Origin of the sequence: Citrobacter sp. Cc139 (assembly GCF_030334645.1) — a bacterium.
GTDB lineage: Bacteria > Pseudomonadota > Gammaproteobacteria > Enterobacterales > Enterobacteriaceae > Citrobacter > Citrobacter werkmanii.
This window is the reverse complement of record NZ_JAOWDM010000016.1, coordinates 81,712-102,284: the sequence shown is the minus strand read 5'-3', so window position 1 is coordinate 102,284 and position 20,573 is coordinate 81,712. Positions and strand designations below refer to the sequence as shown.

Annotated in this window: 20 protein-coding genes; 12 read left to right on the top strand and 8 right to left on the bottom strand. The window is 53.2% G+C overall.

Annotated elements, in window-relative coordinates:
• Window positions 1-37: 37 nt before the first annotated feature.
• Together OGV69_RS01115 and OGV69_RS01110 are read right to left on the bottom strand one after the other, a co-directional pair.
• The gene (locus tag OGV69_RS01115) at window positions 38-490 is read right to left on the bottom strand and encodes an acyltransferase (RefSeq protein WP_069325179.1); all 453 of its coding nucleotides are present in this window, start codon (window positions 488-490) and stop codon (window positions 38-40) included.
• Between the two features lie 13 nt (window positions 491-503).
• Window positions 504-1,013, bottom strand: a complete 510-nt coding sequence (locus tag OGV69_RS01110; protein ID WP_069325180.1) for a GNAT family N-acetyltransferase — start codon at window positions 1,011-1,013, stop codon at window positions 504-506.
• A gap of 139 nt (window positions 1,014-1,152) precedes the next feature.
• On the opposite strand from OGV69_RS01110, the gene psiE reads away from it, so the two are divergent.
• On the top strand, window positions 1,153-1,563 hold the full coding sequence (psiE, locus tag OGV69_RS01105; protein WP_003031674.1) for a phosphate-starvation-inducible protein PsiE: 411 nt from the start codon (window positions 1,153-1,155) through the stop codon (window positions 1,561-1,563).
• A gap of 45 nt (window positions 1,564-1,608) precedes the next feature.
• Here psiE and xylE read toward each other — a convergent pair whose 3' ends face one another.
• The 4 genes from xylE to malE all read right to left on the bottom strand — a co-directional run bounded on the left by xylE (window position 1,609) and on the right by malE (window position 7,178).
• The gene (xylE, locus tag OGV69_RS01100; protein WP_038636240.1) at window positions 1,609-3,084 is read right to left on the bottom strand and encodes a D-xylose transporter XylE; all 1,476 of its coding nucleotides are present in this window, start codon (window positions 3,082-3,084) and stop codon (window positions 1,609-1,611) included.
• Window positions 3,085-3,407: 323 nt separating this feature from the next.
• Window positions 3,408-4,298 (bottom strand): maltose ABC transporter permease MalG, encoded by an 891-nt coding sequence (gene malG / locus OGV69_RS01095; protein ID WP_038636242.1) that lies wholly within the window; start codon window positions 4,296-4,298, stop codon window positions 3,408-3,410.
• Between the two features lie 14 nt (window positions 4,299-4,312).
• Complete coding sequence (malF, locus tag OGV69_RS01090) at window positions 4,313-5,857, bottom strand: maltose ABC transporter permease MalF (protein ID WP_069325181.1); 1,545 nt, start codon at window positions 5,855-5,857, stop codon at window positions 4,313-4,315.
• Between the two features lie 130 nt (window positions 5,858-5,987).
• Complete coding sequence (malE, locus tag OGV69_RS01085; RefSeq protein ID WP_032940895.1) at window positions 5,988-7,178, bottom strand: maltose/maltodextrin ABC transporter substrate-binding protein MalE; 1,191 nt, start codon at window positions 7,176-7,178, stop codon at window positions 5,988-5,990.
• A 360-nt stretch (window positions 7,179-7,538) separates the two neighbouring features.
• On the opposite strand from malE, the gene malK reads away from it, so the two are divergent.
• The 5 genes from malK (at window position 7,539) to ubiA (ending at window position 12,723) form a co-directional block, all read left to right on the top strand.
• Entirely contained in the window at window positions 7,539-8,648 is a 1,110-nt protein-coding gene (gene malK, locus OGV69_RS01080; protein WP_038636246.1) for a maltose/maltodextrin ABC transporter ATP-binding protein MalK, read from the top strand.
• A 91-nt stretch (window positions 8,649-8,739) separates the two neighbouring features.
• On the top strand, window positions 8,740-10,098 hold the full coding sequence (locus OGV69_RS01075) for a maltoporin (protein ID WP_069325182.1): 1,359 nt from the start codon (window positions 8,740-8,742) through the stop codon (window positions 10,096-10,098).
• Window positions 10,099-10,211: 113 nt separating this feature from the next.
• Entirely contained in the window at window positions 10,212-11,159 is a 948-nt protein-coding gene (gene malM, locus OGV69_RS01070) for a maltose operon protein MalM (protein ID WP_069325183.1), read from the top strand.
• 180 nt (window positions 11,160-11,339) lie between these two features.
• A complete protein-coding gene (gene ubiC, locus OGV69_RS01065; protein WP_038636252.1) occupies window positions 11,340-11,837 on the top strand; it encodes a chorismate lyase in 498 nt (165 codons plus the stop codon).
• 13 nt (window positions 11,838-11,850) lie between these two features.
• Window positions 11,851-12,723 (top strand): 4-hydroxybenzoate octaprenyltransferase, encoded by an 873-nt coding sequence (gene ubiA, locus OGV69_RS01060; RefSeq protein WP_069325184.1) that lies wholly within the window; start codon window positions 11,851-11,853, stop codon window positions 12,721-12,723.
• A 54-nt stretch (window positions 12,724-12,777) separates the two neighbouring features.
• Here ubiA and plsB read toward each other — a convergent pair whose 3' ends face one another.
• Window positions 12,778-15,198 carry a glycerol-3-phosphate 1-O-acyltransferase PlsB gene (gene plsB / locus OGV69_RS01055; RefSeq protein ID WP_038636254.1) on the bottom strand — a complete coding sequence of 807 codons (2,421 nt, stop codon included), beginning with the start codon at window positions 15,196-15,198 and terminating at the stop codon, window positions 12,778-12,780.
• 171 nt (window positions 15,199-15,369) lie between these two features.
• On the opposite strand from plsB, the gene OGV69_RS01050 reads away from it, so the two are divergent.
• The 4 genes from OGV69_RS01050 to OGV69_RS01035 all read left to right on the top strand — a co-directional run bounded on the left by OGV69_RS01050 (window position 15,370) and on the right by OGV69_RS01035 (window position 18,254).
• A complete protein-coding gene (locus OGV69_RS01050; protein WP_003826594.1) occupies window positions 15,370-15,738 on the top strand; it encodes a diacylglycerol kinase in 369 nt (122 codons plus the stop codon).
• Window positions 15,739-15,847: 109 nt separating this feature from the next.
• Window positions 15,848-16,456: a transcriptional repressor LexA gene (lexA, locus tag OGV69_RS01045; protein WP_003826596.1), complete on the top strand. Its 609-nt coding sequence runs from the start codon at window positions 15,848-15,850 to the stop codon at window positions 16,454-16,456.
• A gap of 131 nt (window positions 16,457-16,587) precedes the next feature.
• Entirely contained in the window at window positions 16,588-17,913 is a 1,326-nt protein-coding gene (gene dinF / locus OGV69_RS01040; RefSeq protein ID WP_069325186.1) for an MATE family efflux transporter DinF, read from the top strand.
• Window positions 17,914-18,044: 131 nt separating this feature from the next.
• A complete protein-coding gene (locus tag OGV69_RS01035) occupies window positions 18,045-18,254 on the top strand; it encodes a CsbD family protein (protein ID WP_006688302.1) in 210 nt (69 codons plus the stop codon).
• Window positions 18,255-18,295: 41 nt separating this feature from the next.
• Here the strand turns inward: OGV69_RS01035 and zur are convergent, their stop codons facing one another.
• Window positions 18,296-18,814 carry a zinc uptake transcriptional repressor Zur gene (gene zur, locus OGV69_RS01030; protein ID WP_038636258.1) on the bottom strand — a complete coding sequence of 173 codons (519 nt, stop codon included), beginning with the start codon at window positions 18,812-18,814 and terminating at the stop codon, window positions 18,296-18,298.
• Window positions 18,815-18,928: 114 nt separating this feature from the next.
• On the opposite strand from zur, the gene OGV69_RS01025 reads away from it, so the two are divergent.
• Window positions 18,929-19,417, top strand: coding sequence for a cupin domain-containing protein (locus OGV69_RS01025; RefSeq protein ID WP_069325187.1), 489 nt, complete (start codon window positions 18,929-18,931; stop codon window positions 19,415-19,417).
• A gap of 106 nt (window positions 19,418-19,523) precedes the next feature.
• Window positions 19,524-20,522 carry a tRNA dihydrouridine(20/20a) synthase DusA gene (gene dusA / locus OGV69_RS01020; protein ID WP_286468998.1) on the top strand — a complete coding sequence of 333 codons (999 nt, stop codon included), beginning with the start codon at window positions 19,524-19,526 and terminating at the stop codon, window positions 20,520-20,522.
• Window positions 20,523-20,573 lie beyond the last annotated feature (51 nt).

Below are 20,573 nucleotides of genomic sequence, written 5' to 3'. Positions count from 1 at the left end.
CCGGTCGGATAAGGCATTTATGCCGCCACCCGGCAACTTACAAACGACGCAATAATTTTGCCGGGTTGCCCGCGTACACGCCTTTCTCGGTAATCGATTTTGTCACCACGCTTCCCGCGCCGATGACTGCGCCATCGCAGATTGTGACTGCCAGAATGGTCGCCCCACTGCCGATAGAGACATCATTACCAATCGTAATTCTTCCCCAACTGGTGCGGTCGGCATTGGGTTTTCCTTGCCGAAACATATCGTTAGCGAACATCACGCCATGACCGATAAAACAGCGGGAACCGATGGTGACATATTCGCAGATGAAGGTGTGCGACTGAATTTTGCTATCTGCGCCAATCTGCGTGTTGCCCTGGATTTCAACAAATGGTCCGACAAAAACGTTGTCTTCCAGTATGCAGTCGTACAGGTTCGCCGGTTCATAAACCACCACATTCTCACCGCACGTGACGTTGCGGACAGCGGATTGACGAATATTCATCATTTATATCCTCTTAAATCTGCTTTTCCATAACGTACAAAATACTGGTCTGGGAGGCGGTAGTGAAAGCAGTTTCCTTCACAAGCGTCATCCCTTGCCGTTCATAGAACTGCCGTGCCTTAGGATTATCAGCCAGTACCTCAAGCCAGAGCCATTTTTCATCCTGCTCTTTGGCCTGGCGAATAACTTCGGCAAAAAGCTGCTCACCGTACTGTTTGCCCGTTGCATCTGGCATCAGGTAGATCTTATGTAGCAATGCCCCTGAACGCTCTTCTGGATCAATAGAGTGGCGGAGACTGTATTTGGCAAAGCCAACCGGCGCGTCGGCAAAGGCGATAAGCCAGAAGGTTCCGGGTTCGGCCAAACTGCTGGATATCGCTGGTAAGGAATATTCCTGCTCAAGATAAGCGTCGAGCTCGCTTGGGTTTTTCCACAAAGGCGCAAAGTGATGTCGATAGCTGATATAGCCCATTGCGCTTAGCAAGCTGGCATCGTCGACGGTTGCCATTTCAATCTTAAGCATTTCTATTCCGTTCAAGATGTTAGTGTCAGAAGCATTGTTGCACTATTATTGAGCTGCACAAAACATAAACAAAAAATGTAGATCTCTGTCACATTTCTGCGTTATACAGGAACCTTGTTACTGAACAGGAGGGGCCGTTATGACGTCGTTATCTCGTCCGCGCGTGGAGTTTATCTCCACCATCTTGCAGACCGTGTTGAATCTGGGGCTGTTGAGTCTGGGCCTGATCCTGGTTGTATTCCTTGGGAAAGAAACGCTACACCTGGCGGATGTACTGTTCGCGCCTGAACAGACCAGCAAGTATGAGCTGGTGGAAGGGCTGGTGGTTTACTTTCTCTATTTTGAATTTATCGCGCTGATTGTGAAGTACTTTCAGTCAGGGTTTCACTTTCCGCTGCGCTACTTTGTTTATATCGGGATCACCGCAATTGTGCGGTTGATCATTGTCGATCATAAAGCGCCGATGGATGTATTGATCTATTCTGCGGCGATCCTGCTGTTGGTGATTACGCTGTGGCTGTGTAACTCTAAACGGCTGAAGCGAGAGTAAAAGACAACACGCCGCAATCCGGCTGCGGCGTGTTGTATATCAGGTTTACTGCGCAGAGGCTGGCTGGGTTTTCTCTGCTGCGGGTTCCCACAGTTCTTCAAGTTCTTCCAGCGTTTTGCCTTTGGTTTCCGGCACGAACTTCCACATAAACAGCGCCGCCAGAATCCCCATACAACCGTAAATCCAGTAGGAGAAACCGTTGTGGAAATGGGAAACCAGCCACGAATTTTTGTCCATCATCGGGAAGGTCCAGGAGACGAAGTAGTTCGCCAGCCACTGAGCGGCGACGGCAATGGCGAGCGCTTTGCCACGAATCGCATTCGGGAAGATTTCTGCCAACAGCACCCAACAAACCGGTCCCCAGGACATGGCGAATGCGGCGACGTAAAACAGCATCGACAGCAGCGCTATCAGCCCGGAAGCCTGGGTGTAAAACGCGGTGCCAAGGCTGAACATCCCAAGAGCCATACCCAATGCGCCAATTATTTGCAGCGGTTTGCGACCAAATTTGTCCACCGTCATGATTGCCAGTACGGTGAAGCTCAGGTTGATTACGCCGACAATAATAGTCTGCAAGAGCGCCACGTCGGTGCTGGCCCCTAACGTTTTAAACACTTCCGGCGCGTAGTACAGCACGACGTTAATACCGACAAACTGCTGGAAGATGGAGAGCATCACGCCGATGACGATAACGCCCACACCAAACATCAACAGGCGTCCGCCGGTTTTACGGCCATGCTCCAGTGACTGATTGATCTCCTGCATGGCCTGGGTGGCGAGGCTGTTGCCCATAATTTTGCGCAGAATGCCCTCCGCCTGCTCGTGTCTGCCACGCGCCATCAGCCAGCGCGGGCTTTCCGGTACGGTGTACAGCAGCAGTAAAAACAGCAGGGCGGGAATGCTTTCGGAAGCAAACATATATCGCCAGCCATCGGTATTCAGCCAGTTAGCGTCACCGGAACGGGCAATGAAATAGTTAACGCAATACACCAACAGTTGACCAAAAATAATGGCGAACTGGTTAAAGGAAACCAGTTTCCCACGAATATGCGCTGGAGCCAGTTCTGCAATATACATCGGTGAGAGCATTGAGGCTAAACCAACGCCAATACCACCAATGATGCGATAAATAACAAATTCGGGGACGTATCCGGCCAAATAAACAGGCACGGCATTATCTGGGTTAATCGTGGTAAATCCTAATTCTGGCCACGCAGAACCAATACCGGAAATAAAGAACAGCAGGGCGGCGATTTTCAGCGAGTCCCGGCGACCGAAGCGGTTACTGCAATAACCGCCCAGCGCACCGCCGATGATGCAGCCAATTAACGCGCTGGCAACGCAAAAGCCTAACAGCGAGTTGGCGGCGGATTCACTTAAATGTTGCGGGGCGACAAACACGGTATTTAAGGATTCTACCGTTCCGGATATGACGGCGGTGTCATAGCCGAATAATAGCCCTCCTAATGTTGCTACTAATGTAATCGAAAAAATATAACTGGAATTATATTGGGTGTTCATTCAGACCTGCCTTAGAGGATACAGCTCTTTTGATCAGTGTCGTGATGGTGGATTTAACAGGCAGGGAAGACAATTATCATTTTTTACATTGCAATTATGTTTTGTCTTTTCTGTGATCTTAATTCTGTTTAATTTGTCTGTTTTCAGGTGGTAAATATAATTGCAGTGATGGGGGCCACGAAAGGAAATAATCGTAACAGCAATGCAAAATAACATAAAAAAGGGCGCTCCGTAGAGCGCCGAATAACAGTCACAGGTTGGGATAACATAAGTTGAGGGTTGCAGTGGCATTGCCCGTTGCCGGGCAGGTACTTCGATAAAACTTAACCTTTCACACCACCCGCCGTCAGACCGTTGACCAGCCAGCGCTGTGCCAGCAGGAACACCAGAGTGATCGGAATAGCGGAAAGTACAGCAGCGGCGGCAAAGTCGCCCCACAAGTAGTTCTGTGGATTGAGGTACTGCTGCATACCAACCGCAAGGGTGTAGCTGTTCACATCACGCAGCAGCAGTGACGCGACCGGTACTTCGGTAATAGCGGCAATGAATGACAGAATAAACACGACCGCCAGAATTGGTACGGAAAGCGGCAGCAGTACCAGGCGGAATGCCTGCCACGGTGTGGCGCCATCCAGCGCGGCCGCTTCTTCCAGCGAACCGTCGATGGTTTCAAAATAGCCCTTAATTGTCCACACATGCAGCGCGATACCGCCGAGATAGGCGAAGATCACGCCGCCGTGAGTGTTCAGGCCGATAAATGGAATGTACTGGCCCAGGCGGTCAAACAAGGCGTACAACGCGACCAGAGACAGCACCGCCGGGAACATCTGGAAGATTAGCATCCCTTTCAGCAGGGTCGCTTTACCCGGGAAGCGCATACGGGCAAAGGCGTAAGCACAGGTGGTGGAAAGCGTCACAATACCAATCGCGGTAATGGTGGCGACTTTCACCGAGTTCCACAGCCACAGCAGCACCGGGAACGGCGGCGGAGTGACGCGGCCATCCGCATGTTCTACGCTAAAGCCCAGCGCCAGTTTCCAGTGTTCCCAAGAAATATTATCCGGGATCAGGCTGCCAGTAGCGAAGTTACCTTCACGCAGCGAAATGGCGATGACCATCAGCAGCGGGAACATGATCGCCGCGATAAAAATCAGCAGCCCTAAGTGCGTTGCGAATAAACGTAACTTTTGTGATTTCGGTTGGACCATAGCCATTGTCGTTGTCTCCCTTAATCAAACTTCATACGTGTGGCTTTCAGGTTCACAATCGCCAGCGCGCCAACCAGCAGGAAGATCAGGGTGGCAATCGCCGCCGCCAGCCCGAAGTCCTGACCGCCGCCGCCTTCAAAGGCGATACGGTAGGTGTAGCTGACGAGCAGGTCGGTGTAACCGGCAGGCGTAGTGGTGCCGAGGCGATCCGGGCCGCCGTTGGTCAACAGTTGAATCAGCACGAAGTTATTAAAGTTAAAGGCGAAGCTGGCGATCATCAGCGGCGTCAGCGGCTTAATCAGCAGCGGTAATGTAATTTTAAAGAAGTTCTGGAACGGACCCGCGCCGTCCATTGCCGAGGCTTCATACAGATCGTCAGGAATCGCTTTCAGCAGCCCCATGCACAGGATCATCATGTACGGGTAACCCAGCCAGGTGTTAACGATGATAATCATCGAACGCGCGGTGGTTGGATCGCTAAACCAGGCCGGCTTGATACCAAACAGCGCGCTGAGCATCATGTTGATTTCACCAAAACTCTGGTTGAACAGCCCTTTGAAAATCAGAATCGAGATAAACGACGGTACGGCGTAGGGCAGAATCAGCAGGACGCGGTAAATCGCTTTGCCCTTCAGAGATTCCCACTGCACCAGACAGGCCAGCACCATACCCACAGCCACGGTCAGAATCACCGTCAGGACTGAGAACACTACCGTCCAGATAAAGATGGCGAAGAACGGTTTCTGGATGCCCTCGTCGGTAAATACGCGGGTGAAATTGTCCCAGCCGATGGTGACGGTATAGCCCGGGCTGAGTTTTTCAGTACCCCAGCTACCGTCTGCGTTAATGGTCTGATAATAACCAATATCGTTATTAGCGCGGTACTTCACGCCGCTTTGGTTGTTGGTGAGCGTCCCATCATCGGCCAGAGAGTAGAGCGGCTGCGTACCTGAGAACTGACGCAGTGAACTCATGATGACTTTGCTTTCGTCCGGCAGAATGGCTGTTAGCTGAGTCAGCGCCTGACGATTCTGGGTGATGATGCGCAGCGTCGCACGTTCGCCCGCTGGTAGCGCCTCGGTTTCTTTTAACTGCAGCTTCTGTTCGCCGCCAAATTTAAAGGCGTCGGAAACATAATTTTTTCCCGTTTCACCGTCGGTGAGGGCCAGTTGCCACTCATCACCCGCCGGATACAGGCCAAAGTTGTAAGTTTTACCTGCCTGATAAGAACGATCCATCAGGACTTGTTGAGCACGTTCAAAGGTCAGTTGGTTGGTGCTGCTGTAGTTGGTAAAAGCAATGGCGATGGTACAAATGAGCGGAAACAGGACAAACAGCCCCATACCGGCCACGCCAGGATAAACATAGCGCCAGGCATAGGCTTTACGGTTAGCGAAAATATACAGGCCAACAGAGCTTAAAATTAGCGTCATGATGGCAAACAGATACTCCCCCTGAGCGTACATCAAAACAACAAGGTAACCGACCAGCAGACCAAGCAGACCCATTACTGACCATTTCAGCATGTCGCTTTGCCACCAGTGTTTCTTTTTAATGACATCCATGGGGTTCAATCCTCAACAACAATGAAAACCTGTTGGTCAGCGTGCCTGATGGCGCTGCGCTTATCAGGCCTACATACGTTGTAGGCCGGATAAGGCATGTATGCCGCCATCCGGCACGTTCACAACTGTATTACTTGGTGATACGACCCTGCGCGTCTTTCAGCGCGGCATCGACGGTCTGACGACCGCTGGCGGCGTTGATCACTGCGGTACGCACGGCATACCAGAATGCGGACATCTGCGGGATGTTCGGCATGATTTCGCCTTTCTGGGCGTTATCCATGGTGGCCGCGATACGCGGGTCTTTCGCTAACTGTTCCTGGAAGGATTTCAGCGCAACCGCGCCCAGTGGTTTGTCCTTGTTCACTTCATCCAGACCCTGGTCGGTCAACAGGTAGTTTTCGAGGAACTCTTTCGCCAGTTCTTTGTTCGGGCTGGCGGCGTTGATACCCGCGCTCAGTACGCCAACGAACGGTTTAGACGGCTTGCCTTTGAAGGTTGGCAGCAGCGTAACGCCGTAGTTCACCTTGCTCTTATCGATGTTGGACCACGCCCACGGACCGTTGATGGTCATCGCGGTATCGCCTTTGTTAAAGGCCGCTTCGGCGATGGAGTAGTCGGTATCCGCATTCATGTGTTTGTTTTTGATCAGGTCGACCAGGAAGGTCAGGCCCGCTTTCGCGCCAGCGCTATCCACGCCCACGTCTTTCACGTCGTACTTGCCGTTTTCAAACTTGAACGCGTAACCGCCGTCGGCGGCAATCAGCGGCCAGGTGAAGTACGGTTCTTGCAGGTTGAACATCAGCGCGGATTTACCTTTCGCTTTCAGCTCTTTATCCAGCGCCGGAATTTCTTCCCAGGTTTTCGGTGGGTTCGGAACGAGGTCTTTGTTGTAAATCAGCGACAGCGCTTCCACGGCGATCGGGTACGCAATCAGTTTGCCGTTATAGCGTACGGCATCCCAGGTGAACGGATAGAGCTTGTCCTGGAACGCTTTGTCTGGCGTGATTTCAGCCAGCAGGCCAGATTGTGCGTAGCCGCCAAAACGGTCATGCGCCCAGAAGATGATGTCCGGGCCGTCGCCAGTCGCGGCAACCTGCGGGAACTTCTCTTCCAGCTTGTCCGGGTGCTCAATGGTAACTTTGATACCCGTGTCTTTCTCGAATTTTTTACCCACTTCAGCGAGGCCGTTATAGCCTTTGTCGCCGTTAATCCAGATGACCAACTTACCTTCTTCAATCTTGGCGAGAGCCGAGGCGGAAAACATCATCGTCGTTAATGCAGACAATGCGAGGATGCGTGCGCCAGTTTTGATATTCATAGTTCCCATCCTGTTTGGTGATTTTGCAGAGGTGGCTTAACGGGTACTAGTTTCTTTATACGGCAACCTCTTTCCATCCTCCTTACACCTACGCCCCACCCGTTCTTTATGTGATCTGTGTTACATAAATGTGAGTATTGCGCACTGGCGCACATAAAACCCCACCCATTTTTGCAAGCTGCATCACGAAATTCCTCTGAGGCTGGTGGTCCGGGTCTCAGACGCTGCGCTCTCATCCTCCCGCCTCCTCCCCCATAAAAAAGCTGGGGGGTGGAGGATTCACGCCCGTGAGGGATAACGCATAGTCAGTCCATCATGAATGTTGCTGTCGATGACAGGTTGTAACGAAGGGAGAAGGGCATGGCGAGCGTACAGCTGCGAAATGTAACGAAAGCCTGGGGTGACGTGGTGGTATCGAAGGATATCAATCTCGACATTCACGAAGGGGAATTCGTGGTGTTTGTCGGACCGTCAGGCTGTGGTAAGTCGACCTTGCTGCGTATGATCGCCGGACTTGAAACCATCACCAGCGGCGACCTGTTTATCGGGGAGACCCGGATGAACGATATTCCGCCCGCCGAACGCGGTGTGGGCATGGTCTTCCAGTCCTATGCGTTATACCCCCATTTATCCGTCGCGGAAAACATGTCGTTCGGCCTTAAACTGGCCGGTGCGAAAAAAGAGGTAATGAACCAGCGCGTTAATCAGGTAGCTGAAGTTCTGCAACTGGCGCACCTGCTGGACCGTAAACCGAAAGCGCTTTCCGGTGGCCAACGTCAGCGTGTGGCGATTGGCCGTACGTTGGTTGCCGAGCCGCGAGTATTCCTGCTGGACGAACCGTTGTCGAACCTTGACGCCGCGCTGCGCGTCCAGATGCGTATTGAAATCTCCCGCCTGCATAAACGTCTTGGCCGCACGATGATTTACGTCACCCACGATCAGGTCGAAGCGATGACCCTGGCAGACAAAATTGTGGTGTTGGATGCCGGTCGTGTGGCGCAGGTCGGTAAACCCCTGGAGCTGTACCACTATCCTGCCGACCGCTTTGTCGCGGGCTTTATCGGTTCGCCAAAGATGAACTTCCTGCCGGTGAAAGTTACCGCAACGGCAATTGATCAGGTGCAGGTTGAATTACCAAACCGCCAGCAAGTCTGGTTACCCGTCGACAGTGCCCGCGTTCAGGTGGGCGCCAATATGTCTTTAGGTATCCGCCCGGAACATTTGCTGCCCAGTGAAATCGCCGATGTCACCCTCGAAGGTGAAGTCCAGGTGGTCGAACAACTTGGTCACGAAACACAAATTCATATCCAGATCCCCGCCATCCGTCAAAACCTGGTTTACCGCCAGAACGACGTGGTGTTGGTAGAAGAGGGTGCCACATTCGCTATCGGCCTGCCGCCAGAGCGTTGCCATCTGTTCCGTGAGGATGGCACTGCATGTCGTCGGTTGCACCAGGAGCCGGGCGTTTAAGGTCCCCATAAAAAAACGAAACGCAAAACCATTCGCAGTTTCAGAAGGTGGCAGCGTTTAAAGAAAAGCAATGATCTCAGGAGATAGAACGATGATTACTCTGCGCAAACTTCCTCTGGCGGTTGCTGTGGCAGCAGGCATTATGTCTGTTCAGGCAATGGCTGTGGATTTCCATGGTTATGCTCGTTCCGGTATCGGTTGGACGGGTAGCGGCGGCGAACAACAATGTTTCCAGGCAACAGGTGCACAAAGTAAATACCGTCTCGGTAACGAATGTGAAACCTATGCGGAAATCAAATTAGGTCAGGAAGTGTGGAAAGAAGGCGATAAGAGCTTCTACTTCGACACCAACGTCGCCTACTCCGTAGCACAGCAGAATGACTGGGAAGGAACTGATCCAGCCTTCCGTGAAGCCAACGTGCAGGGTAAAAACCTGATTGAATGGCTGCCAGGCTCTACTATTTGGGCTGGTAAGCGCTTCTACCAACGTCATGACGTACACATGATCGACTTCTACTACTGGGATATTTCAGGTCCTGGCGCCGGTATTGAAAACATCGATCTGGGCTTCGGTAAACTGTCTCTGGCCGCGAGCCGTTCTCAGGAAGCGGGTGGTTCATACACGTTCAGCAGTCAGAATATCTATGATCGTACCAAAGACACCGCTAACGACGTATTTGACGTTCGTTTAGCGCAGTTGGCAACAAACACTGATGGTATGTTGGAACTGGGTGTTGACTACGGTCGTGCGAATACGACAGATGATTACAGCCTGGCAGACGGCGCATCAAAAGATGGCTGGATGTTCACCGCTGAACATACCCAGAGCATGCTGAAGGGCTACAACAAGTTTGTTGTTCAGTACGCGACAGACTCCATGACCACGCAGGGTAAAGGTCTGAACCAGGGTTCTTACGGTTCTTCTACTACCACCATTGAAGATCCCGTTACTGGTGTGAAGACCAATTACGCCAATAACGTGATTAATAACAACGGTAGCCTGGTGCGTATTCTCGACCACGGCGCTATCTCCCTGGGCGACAAATGGGATCTGATGTACGTCGGTATGTACCAGAACCTCGATATGGATAACGATCTGGGTACCGAATGGTACACCGTCGGTATCCGCCCGATGTACAAATGGACGCCAATCATGAGCACCCTGATGGAAGTCGGCTACGACAACGTCAAATCTCAGCAGACTGGCGATCGTAACAGCCAGTACAAAATCACCCTCGCGCAACAGTGGCAGGCTGGCGACAGCATCTGGTCCCGCCCGGCAATTCGTGTCTTCGCAACCTATGCCAAGTGGGATGAGGAGTGGGGCTACGTCAAAAAGGGTAACGACGTAACCAAATATGCAGCCGCAACGAACTCTGGTATCAGCACCACCAGCCGTGGTGACAGCGATGAGTGGTCCTTCGGTGCTCAGATGGAAATCTGGTGGTAATTCAGCACTAACCTGACGTAAAGACCGAAAGAGGGGCGTAAGCCCCTCTTGATTACGGTTTAGCGCGCTATTGCCTGGCCACCGCTGAACCCATGCTATCTGAGGTGATAACAATGAAAATGAAGAAAAGTCTCGTTGCCCTTTGTTTATCTGCAGGGTTATTTGCCAGCGCGCCTGGCATCAGCCTGGCCGATGTGAATATTGTTCCGCAGAACACCACCGCGGCGCCTGCTATTCCCACTGCTGCGTTGCAACAGTTAACCTGGACGCCTGTTGATCAATCCAAAACTCAGTCCACGCAGCTTGCGAGCGCGGGCCAGCGTTTGGATGTTGCTGGAATTACCGGTCCGGTCGCGGCCTGGAGCGTACCGGCCAATATTGGCGAGTTAACTCTGACGCTAACCAGTGAAGTAAACAAACAAACCAGCGTATTTGCGCCAAACGTCTTAATTCTTGATCAGAACATGACGCCATCTGCGTTCTTCCCCAGCAGCTATTTCACCTACCAGGAGCCCGGCGTAATGAGTGCCGATCGCCTGGAAGGCGTAATGCGTCTGACGCCAGCGCTGGGCCAGCAAAAGCTTTATGTTCTGGTCTTTACGACGGATAAAGACCTCCAGCAGACCACGACCCTGCTTGATCCGGCAAAAGCCTATGCCAAGGGGGTCGGTAACGCCGTTCCCGATATTCCGGACCCGATCGCGCGTCATACCACCGATGGTCTGTTGAAATTGAAAGTCAAAACCAGCTCGTCCTCCAGTGTGTTGGTCGGGCCGCTGTTCGGTTCTTCCGGCCCTGGCCCTGTCACTGTCGGCAATACCGCAGCGCCTGCGGTGACTTATGCTGCTCCGGCAGCAGCGGTTGCCGCTCCTGCGCCGCAGCCGGTGAAGAAAAGTGAGCCGATGCTGAACGACACCGAAAGCTATTTTAATCAGGCGATTAAGGATGCCGTGGCGAAAGGCGATGTCGATAAAGCGCTGAAGCTGCTTGATGAAGCTGAACGTCTGGGATCCAAATCAGCCCGATCCACCTTTATCAGCAGTGTAAAAGGCAAGGGGTAAACATCTCCCCACATTGTTGATTTTGCAACAACTGGTGCGTCTCCTGGCGCACCTTTTTTTATCCTTCAGTGCGAATTGTTACGCTTATGTTGCTCTGCCGATCACTTAATTGTGTTTGCTCACCCCGTAATGCCTTTTCTGCGATACAATGCCTTTAGGTTATAAATCGGAGAGTAAGGCATGCCACACCCTGCGTTAACGCAACTGCGTGCGCTGCGTTATTTTGATGCGATCCCGGCGCTGGACCCGCAACTGCTCGACTGGTTGTTACTGGAAGATTCCATGACCAAACGTTTTGAGCAGCAGGGCAAAGAAGTCACCGTCACGTTGATTCGCGAAGCGTTCGTTGGGCAAAATGAGGTGGCTGAAGAACTGACGCTGCTGCCTAAAGAGTCCCGCTATTGGTTACGCGAAATCCTGTTATGCGCGGATGGTGAACCCTGGCTTGCCGGGCGTACCGTGGTGCCTGAATCCACCCTGTGTGGCCCTGAACTGGCCTTACAAAACCTGGGGAAAACCCCGCTCGGACGCTACCTGTTTACGTCATCGACATTGACCCGAGATTTTATTGAGATTGGCCGCGATGCAGCGCTGTGGGGGCGTCGTTCCCGCCTGCGGCTGAGCGGTAAGCCGTTGATGCTTACCGAGCTTTTTCTGCCTGCATCGCCGTTGTACTGAGAGGAAGATAAAGATGGAGTGGAGTCTGACGCAGAATAAGCTGCTGGCGTTTCACCGCTTGATGCGTACGGATAAGCCAATCGGCGCCTTACTGCTGCTCTGGCCTACGCTGTGGGCATTATGGGTAGCAACCCCTGGTATGCCGCAACTGTGGATCCTGGCGGTTTTTGTCGCCGGCGTATGGTTAATGCGCGCTGCCGGATGCGTGGTGAATGACTATGCCGACAGGAAGTTTGACGGCCACGTTAAGCGTACCGCGAATCGACCACTGCCGAGCGGGGCTGTCACCGAGAAAGAAGCCCGAACGCTGTTTGTCGTACTGGTATTGCTGGCCTTCCTGCTGGTATTGACGCTCAATACGATGACCATTTTGTTGTCCGTTGCGGCACTAGCGCTGGCGTGGGTTTACCCGTTTATGAAGCGCTATACGCATCTGCCGCAGGTGGTGCTGGGGGCGGCGTTTGGCTGGTCGATCCCGATGGCGTTCGCCGCCGTGAGCGAGTCTGTACCGCTGAGCTGCTGGCTGATGTTCCTCGCCAATATCCTCTGGGCGGTGGCCTATGATACGCAGTATGCAATGGTTGACCGCGATGATGACCTGAAGATCGGTATTAAATCGACCGCGATTCTGTTCGGCCAGAACGACAAGCTGATTATTGGTATTCTGCAGGTGGGCGTGCTGGTGCTGATGGCGCTGGTGGGCTGGTTAAACGGGTTGGGGCTGGGCTATTACTGGTCTCTGTTAGTGGCTGGGGCGCTGTTTGTGTATCAGCAGAAACTGATCGTCAACCGTGAACGTGACGCCTGCTTTAAAGCGTTTATGAACAATAACTATGTTGGTCTGGTGCTGTTCTTAGGCCTGGCAATGAGCTACTGGCATGTTTGAGTTTGGCTTAGCCTGCAAAATAAAAACCGGTCATTTCGACCGGTTTTTTTATGCTTACTCGCCTTGTGTGGCGCTCTCGATGGTCAGACGCACATCCGACGTGACCAGTTCGGCCAGCATCTGATAGATCTTCATCGTCTCTTCCGGTTCGGCATCTCCGGTATCGCTGATATATCCTTCGTCACGCAGCGTCAGCACCAGAGAGCTGAACACGGCCTTGTCGAAGAATTCCGGCGCGTTAATGCCATGCAGGACGGAAAGACGCTGTGCCACGGTGCGGCTCTCTTTCTCCAGCGTACCACGGTTGATAGATGGGTTAGCGCTCAGCAGCCAGAAGGTAATAGCGTAGCGCTGCAACGTCTCACGAGCACCCGCCGCCAGCAGCTGTAGCGTACGGGAGCGGGCCGGATTGATATGCAGTTCGTCATCGTCCAGGGTGATGAGTCCCTGGCGCTGCATTTCGCTGGCCAGTTCGTCGATCACGCCAGCGAGTTCGTCACGCTCCCAGCGCAGGAACAGCTCCGCTTTCAGCATTGGGTATAGCGCTTCAATATGCTGCAGCAGCGCGGCGCGTGAAATATGACGATGCTGGGTTACGATGGCCGCCATTAACGAAGGCAGAACCAGCATATGCGCAATGTTGTTGCGGTAGTACGTCATCAATACCGCCTGCTCGCGCGGCAGAATGATGATGTCGCCAATGGTGTCTTTCTCGACCTCAAACTTGTTCATCTGCAAGGCATGGTCAATCAGTTCACTGGCGCTCTGCGCAGGAACCGTCGCATCCGGGGCATACGGTACGTTGCGCAGCAGACTCAGATAGCAATCGAGTTGTTCAGTCAACTGCTCACGGGTCAGAGAGCGCTGGCGGGAAGCCAGTAACGCGGTACAGCACAGGTTCATGGCGTTGGCCGCGCCTGCGTTGTTAATGCGTACCATCAGATCGGCGGCAATGTTATTTACCGTCGGCGTCAGCCAGGCTGGACGGATAGACTCGATAGGATCGATAGATTCACGCCACTCCGGCACATGCTGGTTGAGGTAAGTCATCAACGGCATCGGCTCGCCAAAGTTAACGTAACCCTGACCCAGATTACGCAGCTTGCTTAAGCCACGCAGCATTTGCGGCAGGCTCTCTTTCTCTTTCGTCGCGCCCCGCAGTTCTTTCGCATACGTGCCCACTTCCATGACGTGCTCGTAGCCGATGTAGATCGGTACGAGGGTAATCGGACGCGTACCGCCGCGCAGCATCGCCTGAATGGTCATCGACAGCGTGCCGGTTTTCGGGTCGAGCAAACGACCTGTTCGTGAACGACCGCCTTCGACAAAGTACTCAACCGAGTAGCCGCGGCTGAACAACTCGCCCAGGTATTCGCGGAAAACGGTGGAATAAAGCTTGTTGCCCTTGAAGGTACGACGAATAAAGAACGCGCCCAGGCGGCGGAAGATCGGACCTGCTGGCCAGAAATTCAGGTTGATGCCTGCCGCGATGTGCGGCGGAACCAGACCCTGATGATACAGCACGTACGACAGCAGCATATAGTCCATATGGCTGCGGTGGCACGGAACATAGACGATTTCATGGCCATCGTGCGCCAACTGGCGTACACGCTCTGCATTATGAACGTTAATTCCTTGATACAGACGGTTCCAGGTAAAGCCCAGAATGCGGTCTGTCAGACGGATCATCTCGTAGGAGAAGTTGGCGGCAATCTCTTCCATCAGCGCTATCGCATTTTGCTGCGCTTTTTCGTGGGAGATTTTTTTACTGCGCGCTTCATCTTCTACCGCGCGCGCGATAGCTTTTGAGGCCAACAGCTTGTTAAACAGATCCTGACGGGCAGGGAGGCGCGGACCGACTGCGGCCAGGCGCTGGCGAGCAAAGTGCATACGCGCTACGCGCGCCAGCTTCTGGGCGATAATTTTATCTGTACCGTGTTCATCCGCCATGCGACGCAGGGAAACCGACGGGGAGAAGCGGACAAAGCTGTCGCGACCCAGCCAGGACACAGCAAAGAATTTTTGTACGCCGTTCAGCATACGTAGCGGCGGGTTGACCTCGCCTTTTTCGCGCCCAGGCGCACGGCCAAACATCACCGAAACCGGCACCATCTGCACATCCAGGTCTGGATTGCTGCGATGCAAGTCGAGATAGTTATGGAACAGCTTAATAGACTCTTCTTTTGGCGTGTAATAGGTGAAGACACGTGGGCCGCCGTGAATAAACACGTAGCGCGGCAGTAGAGTTCCGTCTATCTCCAGCGGTTCCAGGGGATCCGGGAGATCGTGCGCCAGACATTGGGCGCGCAGCGTCAGCAAGTCTGCTTTGGAGTTGTACGGTAGGACGTACATAATGGGGCGAGAAGTATCGAGCCCCAATTCCGGTGCGGGTTCCGCCGGAATAGACTTGCTTTTTACCAGTACGCTTAATGGTAAATTCAGTAATTTGTAGTAAATTCGTGGCCAGCCGGACATAAACGATGTAAAGCCTCTGGTTAATAATGCAAATGCGCTGCAAGGATATCAGAAAGTTTAGTGAATTTCTGGTGTATCCGGTCATACTTCGCGCTGCTTTGCCACACCCTGAAACAAACGGGGTAACGTTACAATGACATTGACGCTAATAATGTAAAAAGGTTCTTTTTGATGGCCAATAATACCACTGGATTCACCCGAATTATCAAAGCTGCAGGCTATTCCTGGAAAGGTTTTCGCGCCGCATGGATTAATGAGGCGGCATTTCGCCAGGAAAGCGTTGCCGTTCTGCTAGGCGTTGCCATCGCCTGCTGGCTGGACGTCGACGCCATTACGCGCGTGTTGCTGATTGGTTCCGTGATGCTGGTGATGATCGTTGAAATTCTTAACAGTGCGATAGAGGCGGTGGTTGATCGTATCGGTTCCGAGTACCACGAACTGTCTGGTCGTGCGAAAGACATGGGGTCGGCGGCGGTATTGCTGTCGATTTTTGTCGCCTTGATCACCTGGGGCATCCTGTTGTGGTCGCATTTGCGATAAAGATTCCACAACTTCATCATTCTCCTGTTTTTTGTGCAGTTTGCGGTTCCAAAATCACCTTTAGCTGTATATACTCACAGCATAACTGTATATACACCCAGGGGGCGGAATGAAAGCGTTAACGGCCAGGCAGCAAGAGGTGTTTGATCTTATTAGAGATCACATTAGCCAGACAGGTATGCCACCGACGCGTGCGGAGATCGCGCAGCGTTTGGGGTTCCGTTCCCCAAACGCTGCTGAAGAACATCTGAAAGCGCTGGCGCGTAAAGGCGTGCTGGAAATTGTATCCGGCGCATCGCGTGGTATTCGTCTGTTGCAGGAAGAAGAAGAAGGTTTACCGCTTGTCGGGCGCGTTGCGGCAGGTGAGCCACTTCTGGCGCAGCAACACATCGAAGGCCATTATCAGGTCGATCCTTCACTGTTCAAACCGAACGCCGATTTTCTGCTGCGCGTCAGCGGTATGTCGATGAAAGACATCGGGATTATGGACGGTGATTTGCTGGCCGTGCATAAAACACAGGATGTGCGTAACGGTCAGGTTGTTGTCGCGCGCATTGACGACGAAGTGACGGTGAAGCGCCTGAAAAAACAGGGCAACAAGGTTGAACTCCTGCCAGAAAACAGCGAATTCAAACCCATTGTGGTCGACCTGCGCGAGCAAAACTTCACTATTGAAGGGCTGGCGGTAGGCGTCATTCGTAACGGGGAATGGCTGTAATACTCTGTTGAGTCCCTGTAGGCCGGATAAGACGTTTGCATCGCCATCCGGCAACTCGCCCGGTGGCACTGCGCTTACCGGGCCAGGGCAACATCTTCCAGTACGTCTAACTTTTTTTCAGGCTCTATTTCATGCCTTTCTTTACCTCCTCCGACAAAGCACTCTGGCGTCTTGCCTTACCGATGATCTTCTCCAATATCACCGTTCCCTTGCTGGGATTGGTCGATACCGCGGTCATTGGTCATCTGGATAGTCCGGTCTATCTTGGCGGCGTTGCCGTTGGCGCCACCGCGACCAGTTTTCTCTTTATGTTGCTGCTTTTTTTACGCATGAGCACCACAGGTCTTACCGCCCAGGCATTTGGCGCGAAAAATCCGCAGGCACTGGCGCGTGCGCTGGTGCAGCCGCTAATGCTGGCGCTGGGGGCGGGGCTGCTTATCGCACTGTTTCGGACGCCGATTATCGATCTGGCTCTGCATATTGTCGGCGGCAGTGAAGCCGTACTGGAGCAGGCCCGACGTTTCCTGGAAATCCGTTGGTTAAGCGCCCCCGCCTCGCTGGCGAATCTGGTACTGCTCGGCTGGCTGCTTGGCGTTCAGTATGCGCGGGCGCCGGTTATCCTGCTGATTGTCGGTAATGTTCTCAATATTGTGCTCGATTTATGGCTGGTGATGGGCCTGCATATGAACGTGCAGGGCGCGGCGCTGGCGACGGTCACCGCCGAATATGCCACCTTGCTGATCGGTCTGTTAATGGTACGCAAAGTCCTGCATATGCGCGGAATTTCGCTGGCAATGTTGAAACAGGCCTGGCGTGGCAATTTCCGCCGCTTACTGGCGCTTAACCGCGACATCATGCTGCGCTCGCTGTTGCTACAGCTCTGTTTCGGTGCCATTACGGTGCTGGGCGCGCGCCTGGGGAGCGATATCATTGCGGTAAATGCCGTTCTGATGACCCTGCTGACCTTTACCGCCTACGCGCTGGACGGGTTTGCCTACGCCGTTGAAGCGCATTCTGGTCAGGCCTATGGTGCACGGGATGGCAGCCAGTTACTGGATGTCTGGCGCGCAGCCTGCCGACAGTCCGGTCTCGTGGCGATTCTGTTTTCGCTGGTTTATGCCCTGTTTGGCGAGCACATTATAGCGTTGCTGACCTCGCTCCCGCAGATTCAACTGCTGGCCGATCGTTATCTTATCTGGCAGGTGATTTTGCCGCTGGTTGGCGTCTGGTGTTATTTGCTGGACGGTATGTTTATCGGCGCAACACGGGCTGCAGAAATGCGCAACAGCATGGCCGTTGCCGCCGCGGGATTCGCATTAACGTTACTGGCTTTACCGCTGCTGGGTAACCACGGTTTGTGGCTGGCACTCACTGTGTTTCTCGCCCTGCGCGGGCTTTCGCTGGCCTTTATCTGGCGACGTCACTGGCGCAACGGGACGTGGTTCGTTGAAGCCTGACGGTTAAAAATTCTGAATAGTGAATCGAATGCCGAATCAGTGACTACACTTATTCTCACGTCCAGCAGAAAAGATAGCGGAGTTGGACGAGATACTCTGGCTATTCACAACCTAACGATGAGGATTTGATGATGAATAAAGACGAAGTCGGCGGCAACTGGAAACAGTTCAAAGGTAAAGTGAAAGAGCAATGGGGCAAACTGACCGACGATGATATGACGGTCATTGAAGGCAAACGTGACCAACTGGTCGGTAAAGTCCAGGAGCGTTACGGTTATGCAAAAGATCAGGCGGAGAAAGAAGTCACTGACTGGGAAACCCGCAACGATTACCGCTGGTAATTAGTCCCCTCCTGAGAGTACAAGGATGTACGCTCTCTGGCTTAGCGACCGACTTTCTTTTTCACCAGAATTGAGTGGTCATGCTGACATTCGCCTGGATGGCGACAGGCTTCAACCTCCACGCATGCCGGGCACAGCCCGTGAGCTTCAATCACGTTATGCCGCAGAGCAAAACCCATTTTTGCCGCCAGCATATGCATGATGTCTTCCACACCTTCCGCACACTCTTCTTTTACCACGCCACAGCGATCGCAAATAAACATCGCAGAACTGTGGGTCGGTTGATCGAACAGGTGACACAGCACGTAGCTGTTGGTCGATTCCACTTTATGTACAAAACCTTGTTCCAGCAGAAAATCGAGCGCACGATAAACGGTCGGTGGCTTGGCCTGCGGCTCGGTTTCCCGTAGCAGGTCGAGCAGGTCATAAGCGCTAATAGCGCCTTCCTGCAGGCTCATCAGGCGCAGCACTTCGAGGCGCTGTGGCGTTAGCCGCACGTTGCGTTGCGCACAGAGTTTTTCAGCTTGAGCCAATAACTCCTGCGTGGTGGTTTTGTCCATTTGGCGCCTCGATTTGTGTGAAAGGTTAATCCCTTACTTTATCATGTTCTGCTTAAAACGCCGAGATCCGCCGCTGTGTGCTATACCTGACGCATCGTATTCTGGAGAATCCACATGAAAAGACCCGACTGTATTCGCCACTGGCGAGAGGTGGAGGGGGCTGATGACTCCACCTACCCCGACAGCAATGAACTTTTTGCTATTGGCGCGCCGCTTGCCCGTAAACTGGGGTTAGGAAGACTAGGTATTCATCATGAACGCCTGCCGTCGGGGCGTCGCACATCTTATCCTCATGCCGAAAGCGATGAAGAAGAGTTTATCTATGTGCTGGAAGGTTATCCGGAAGCCTGGATTAACGGCTATTTATGGAAGCTCGAACCTGGCGACAGCGTCGGTTTTCCGGCAGGAACCGGGGTGTGCCACACCTTTATCAATAACACCAGTGAAGAGGTGCGCTTGCTGGTCGTGGGTGAGGCAAACAAAAAATATAATCGCATTTATTACCCGCTTAACCCGGTCTATGCCGCCACGCGCGAGGATCGCTGGGTTGACCATCCGCCGCAGTTTTTTGGCCCACATGACGGCAAGCCGGGGCGCAAATAACGCTCTGTGAGAATATGCTGTGCGAGCCACGATGATGGGGCGCACTATCGCATCGGTCTATGCTATAGTAGCGCCCCTTTTTTAACCGGATGCTTGAATATTCGCCATGCTGCCTGAATCTCAGTCTACCGCTTTTCCCGCTCATCGTTTTTCTATCGCGCCGATGCTCGACTGGACGGACAGACATTGCCGCTACTTTTTGCGCTTACTGTCCCGCCAGACGCTGCTGTATACGGAGATGGTGACCACCGGAGCGATCATTCATGGTAAAGGCGATTATCTGGCGTATAGCGAAGAAGAACATCCGCTCGCGTTGCAACTGGGCGGGAGCGATCCGGCTGCGCTGGCGCAGTGTGCGAAGCTCGCTGAACAGCGGGGCTATGACGAAATTAACCTCAACGTGGGTTGTCCTTCCGACCGCGTACAGAATGGCATGTTTGGCGCCTGTCTGATGGGGAATGCGCAACTGGTCGCCGATTGCGTCAAGGCGATGCGCGATGTGGTGTCGATTCCGGTGACGGTGAAGACCCGAATCGGCATTGATGATCAGGACAGCTACGAATTCCTGTGCGATTTCATCAACACGGTATCTGGCAACGGCGAATGCGAGATGTTCATCATTCACGCCCGCAAGGCCTGGCTGTCCGGGTTAAGCCCGAAGGAAAACCGCGAGATCCCACCGCTGGATTATGACCGTGTTTATCAGTTAAAGCGTGATTTCCCGCATCTGACGATGTCGATCAACGGCGGTATTAAATCGCTGGAAGAAGCGAAAAAGCATCTGCAACATATGGATGGCGTGATGGTGGGGCGTGAAGCCTATCAAAATCCCGGAATTCTGGCGTCGGTCGACCGCGAAATTTTTGCTGCCGCTACTCATGATGCCGATCCGGTCGCCGTGGTGCGTGCCATGTACCCATATATTGAGCGTGAACTGAGTCAGGGCACTTATCTGGGGCATGTGACGCGCCATATGCTGGGACTGTTTCAGGGAATCCCCGGCGCACGTCAGTGGCGTCGTTACCTGAGTGAGAACGCGCATAAAGCCGGAGCCGATATTAACGTCCTGGAATATGCTTTGAAGCTGGTGGCCGATAAGCGTTAGTTTCTCACTAAAAGTTAGTTAATTTCACCACACCCTGTGCGTTGTCACAGG